The organism is Planifilum fimeticola (assembly GCF_003001905.1).
Classification (GTDB): domain Bacteria; phylum Bacillota; class Bacilli; order Thermoactinomycetales; family DSM-44946; genus Planifilum; species Planifilum fimeticola.
The window spans coordinates 1-4,683 of the sequence record NZ_PVNE01000058.1; the positions used below are offsets into that span (position 1 = coordinate 1).

At 44.3% G+C, this 4,683-nt stretch carries 7 protein-coding genes; all 7 read left to right on the plus strand.

Translation table 11 applies throughout. The annotated features are described in order from the left end of the window. The coding region (locus tag CLV97_RS17575; RefSeq protein WP_146130502.1) for a transposase at positions 1 to 267 on the plus strand (267 nt) is incomplete at its 5' end. Between the two features lie 121 nt (positions 268 to 388). Then, complete coding sequence (locus CLV97_RS18705; RefSeq protein ID WP_245891704.1) at positions 389 to 571, plus strand: hypothetical protein; 183 nt, start codon at positions 389 to 391, stop codon at positions 569 to 571. Between the two features lie 121 nt (positions 572 to 692). Continuing rightward, the gene (locus CLV97_RS17585; RefSeq protein ID WP_106346819.1) at positions 693 to 1,574 is read left to right on the plus strand and encodes an NADH dehydrogenase FAD-containing subunit; all 882 of its coding nucleotides are present in this window, start codon (positions 693 to 695) and stop codon (positions 1,572 to 1,574) included. Continuing rightward, a complete protein-coding gene (locus CLV97_RS17590; protein WP_106346820.1) occupies positions 1,558 to 2,298 on the plus strand; it encodes a hypothetical protein in 741 nt (246 codons plus the stop codon). Before CLV97_RS17585 ends, CLV97_RS17590 begins: the two co-directional genes overlap by 17 nt. Continuing rightward, the gene (locus CLV97_RS17595) at positions 2,295 to 2,996 is read left to right on the plus strand and encodes a hypothetical protein (protein WP_106346821.1); all 702 of its coding nucleotides are present in this window, start codon (positions 2,295 to 2,297) and stop codon (positions 2,994 to 2,996) included. The genes CLV97_RS17590 and CLV97_RS17595 overlap by 4 nt, the downstream gene beginning before the upstream one ends. Before the next feature lie 12 nt (positions 2,997 to 3,008). Beyond that, positions 3,009 to 3,662 (plus strand): ABC transporter ATP-binding protein, encoded by a 654-nt coding sequence (locus CLV97_RS17600; RefSeq protein WP_106346822.1) that lies wholly within the window; start codon positions 3,009 to 3,011, stop codon positions 3,660 to 3,662. A 260-nt stretch (positions 3,663 to 3,922) separates the two neighbouring features. Beyond that, on the plus strand, positions 3,923 to 4,612 hold the full coding sequence (locus CLV97_RS17605; protein ID WP_106346823.1) for an ABC transporter ATP-binding protein: 690 nt from the start codon (positions 3,923 to 3,925) through the stop codon (positions 4,610 to 4,612). Positions 4,613 to 4,683 lie beyond the last annotated feature (71 nt).

Here is a 4,683-nt window from a genome sequence, read left to right on the forward strand (position 1 = left end):
GACAGCCGTTCTTTCCGAATCTGGTTGCGCCGACGAGGAATCAAGCCCACCATTCCCACCATTCAGCGAAAAAGCCGCAAACCCCGTCGTGGCCGCCCCATCCGTGTGGGAGAGGGATACCGCCGGCGTTGGATCATTGAACGCTGCTTCGGTTGGATGAACAATTACCGTCGGTTGGTGGTTCGATATGACCGATATTTGTATATTTATAGAGCTTTTTGCCTGATTGCATTCATTATTTGGTGTGTGAATCGAATTTTGAAATAGCTTCTATGCTACAGTTCTCCCGCGCTTTGGAGCTGACACGGAATTAGCGAGCGCAAATAAAGCGACGAACAGCCAAAGCAAAGTGGAAAATTCGGTCGTTGGACAAGGATATAAAGCGAATATGTGGATTCAGCAAGGCTCGAAGAAAGTGTCGGCAACCGCGCTGAATGTAACGGATAATGACACTCGCTATTTTACTGTAGATCAAAGTGCTGTTGGTAAAAAAGTTTCATTAGTTGCGGAAAATGCATCCTTCACTTATGTCACTGTTGATATTGCGGGTAAATTCTATCCTGATAAGTGATCGGCTCAAGCGGATATGATCAACTGCATTTTGGAGAGAGCCGTTTCCTTCGTCGAGCTATTCCCCTTCGCCACGAAGGTGGCGAAGGGGAATAGCCCCAAAAGATATAGGAGAGGATAGCATGTATGCAGAGTTATTAAAAATGGTCAAGAACAAGAATTTTTACATCGGCGCAGCGTGCCTGCTGTTGCTCGTCATTGGCGCCGTCGTGACGGGAGTGAAAGAATACAACGAATATGTGAAGTTGCTCCAACGAATCTATCATCACAATCAGAATGTTCTCGCCTTGACATCGCCCCACTTCGCATGGATTGGTCTAGGAGGCTATAGTTTTAACGTGCTTTCAGCCTTATACTACTTCCTTTTTCCATTATTGTTATCGATCCCATTAGCGGATTCGATTTATCGAGACCAAAGCAGTGGAAATCTTCATTACCAATTAACGCGAATGGGTAAAGGCGTATATTACCGGAGGAAATTTTTGTTTGCCTATATCAGCGCGTTTTTCTTATTTCTTCTTCCTCTTCTTCTTGGGGTTGTGCTCGTGAACCTTTTGACCAACCATTGGGATTATTCGAGTTTTTCGCATGCATACAGGCAGCTCATGGATGGGACGCTGCAGTTGCCAGATAATTCATTTGAGGGGGAAAAGAAAACGCTCTTTTCGTCTTTGCTTGCGATCTCGCCTTACTGGTACATATTCGTTTATTACGTGATCGGGGGGCTATTTGCCGGCGGTTATGTTTGCCTTGGTTTGGCGTTTTCGTTAGTGATGAAGAATCGATATTTGATCACGTTGTTGCCGCAAATCATTTATATGGTTTGTTGGGCGGTGTTGACGATCACGAACAAGTTGGGCTGGGACCCATTTAATTTCTTAGTTCCGTCACAACCAGTAGAAGGACTGTCTTATCATAAAATCGTCATCGTGTTCGCTCTCCAATTCATGATGGCCTTAGGGGTATTTTGGTATGGAGTGAAGAAGAATGAGGATGTTCTGTAAACAGAACTTCGATTTTGTCTGGCAAGATGTGCAGCTGCATCGAACCGTCATCAAAACGGTTCTTGGGGTTATGGCCTTGTTGATGATCGCAGCCGCCCTTCCATGGGGATCGAGCACTATTGCGAAGTGGCATAGCCTAAAAGATTTTGTCTTGCTCTATCGGTATGAATTTTTTCATCTGCCTGCTTTTTTATTTCTTTTAGGTTCAACGCTTCAAACCAATATTTGGATTGTGCTAAGAAGATACCGCACTCGGGGACAGATCGGGATGCATAAAGCGCTATTGGTCATCGTTTTCGCGGGGCTTGTGTCTCTCGTTGTTGCCGTAGTAGGCGGATTATGTACAGCGTTTGTGAAATATGTGGTATATCCAAACATGAAGCACTACCATGCTGTTTTTTTATATGTGCCACACAGTGATGACAAAAGTTCATTCCTTTATTTTCTCTTCATGTACTTTTTTGTCACCACCATATTCGGATTGATTTTTGTGGCACTAACGGATCTTTGGGCGAAACGCTTTCTCAGCGTCATGACGGTCATGACGCTGGCCATATTGGATATGTTCACTGCCCGGGTGATTCCTTACGTATTCTACATAAGTGAAAGAGTCTCTCCAGTTTGGACAATGATTTTTTTAGCCTTGATCATCATGATGTTGATCAATATAGTTCGTTTTTCGTCAAACTATAAAAATTATTATGTTCAGGATGATCTCTTATGAAACCGATGTCTTTGGAGTTCACACTCATCAAGGTTGACTTGAAAAGGGTATGGATCACATGCATCCTATTTCCGTTGTTAGGAACGATGATGTCTATCCGATCAGAGGCGTTTTCTTCCAAACACCTATCCGAGTCGCTCGTTCGTTTATTTGGGTCGGTGACGATATCGAATTGGATGTATTGGTTGATGTTTTGTTTCGGATATGTCGTGTTGCTCCAAATCATTTGGAAAACAAGAGATAAATCTTTTGAATATAAACTATGGATCTTGTTGCGGGATACGACGTCGTACACGATGGCCAGGCTGCTGGTTGGCGTTCTGTTTACATTGGTGTATGTGTTGGCAGCGTTTTTGATCGCCAGCGTTTTCGGTCTCTGTGTGTCGCATATGGCTTTTTCGTTTGACCGTTCACTAGTGCTCATGTTCGTTTGCATCGCAGTGAATTTGTATTGGCATGCCAGCGTGTGGATGTTGTTGAAGGTGCATGCGACGAATCACCTGGCGAATGTCATCATTCTCGCTTTGTTTTTTGTAGGCGTAAAGAGGCCGATGGCTTTTGTTCCTTTGTACTACAGCATGGTGGATCTCTTGCGGGGCGGCCCTATGTTGTGGTCGGCTCTGTTCGTGGAGCTCTTGTTGATCGGTGTGTTCGGGTATCTGACGATAAAGAGAGTGAAGAACGCGGATTATATCTAGGAGGTTTGCGATATGAATGCGATCGTCTTGTCCAATGTTTCAAAAACGATAAAAGGGAGAGAAGTTTTGCGCAATATCAACTTAGAGTTGGAGAGAGGAAAGATTTATGGATTCGTCGGGCCGAACGGATCTGGGAAAACGATGTTATTCCGAGTCATAAGCGGACTTGTGAAGCCGTCCAGCGGCACGGCAGCAGTATTTGGCCAGACGTTGCATAAAGACGTATCGTTTCCGAGCGATATCGCAGTTTTGTTGGAAAAACCAGGTTTCCTTGAACAATACTCAGGATTCGATAATTTAAATTTTTTAGCCATGATTCAGAAAAAAATCGGAGAGAGTGAGGTGAAAGAGGCGATCGAGAGAGTGGGATTGGATCCGCATGATAAAAGGCCGGTGAAGGCGTATTCTCTCGGAATGAGACAAAGACTGGCCATCGCGCAGTGCATTATGGAGAAGCCGCAACTTATATTGCTCGATGAACCAATGAATGGCCTGGATGAAAAATCTGTAGACAAGGTGTATGAGATTATCAGGGAAGAAAACAAAAGGGGCTGCACGATTTTATTGACGTCTCACAACAAGGTGGACATACAGTCATTATGTCACCAAGTGTATTCGATGAATGAAGGGGCGATTACTGGTATGACCCATATGACTGTAGGATGATCTATAATGCGCGTTATGTAAAAATTCGCGAGGGGTGCGATCATCTTGAACAAGCAACTGTACGAAGTGCCGCTCCGGTGTTCATTGGACAATCAAAAAGAGGAATGTCTATATAAGTTGAAACTTTGTTTTACATCCAGTAGAGCGCCCGCTGCATTCTATCAAAATGACTTGTTATGAAGGAAAACAGAATCGAACAATCGGAAAATCTTTATTGCAACTTATATAGATCCACTTCAAGCCATTGGGAGGATCGAATAATGACAGGTATTGTTCTGGAAAATGTATCCAAATATTATAAGGTAGAAGATCAAGAATTCAGGGTTTTAAATCGTGTGTCCATAACGGTTCATCCCGGCCAGTTTCTCGCAGTGATCGGACCCTCGGGTTCCGGAAAAAGCACCTTTCTCTCCATTGCCGGTGCGCTTCTTAAGCCTTCTGAAGGCAACGTCATCATTAATGGAACCCGGCTATCCGATTTGAAGCCGAAGAAACTTGCAAAGTTGCGTTTGGAGCAAATCGGCTTTATTTTCCAATCCTCCAACCTTGTGCCCTACTTGACCGTCCTTGATCAACTGTTAGTTGTCAAGAAAATGGCAGGCTCGATGACAAATAAGGATAAGCGTTTTGCTCAAGAGTTGTTGGAAGAAGTGGGCTTAGGAGACAAACTTCACAAGTTCCCCGACCAGCTTTCCGGTGGAGAACGGCAACGAACGGCCATTGCCCGCGCCTTCATGAACGATCCAAGCATCATTCTTGCCGATGAACCGACAGCCAGTCTTGATACGCAGCGGGCCTTTGAAGTGGTCGAACTGATTTCACATGGCGTGCGGTCACGAAACAAGGCCGCCATTATGGTTACCCATGATGAGCGTTTATTAAAATATTGCGACAAGGTGTATCAAATGTTGGATGGAAATCTGACATTACAAGCTATTTCAAAAACATGATCTGCCAATGTAAAATGGAAGTATGAGTACGAGACATGAGCTGACAGACGAACAATGGGCTGTGATTGAAC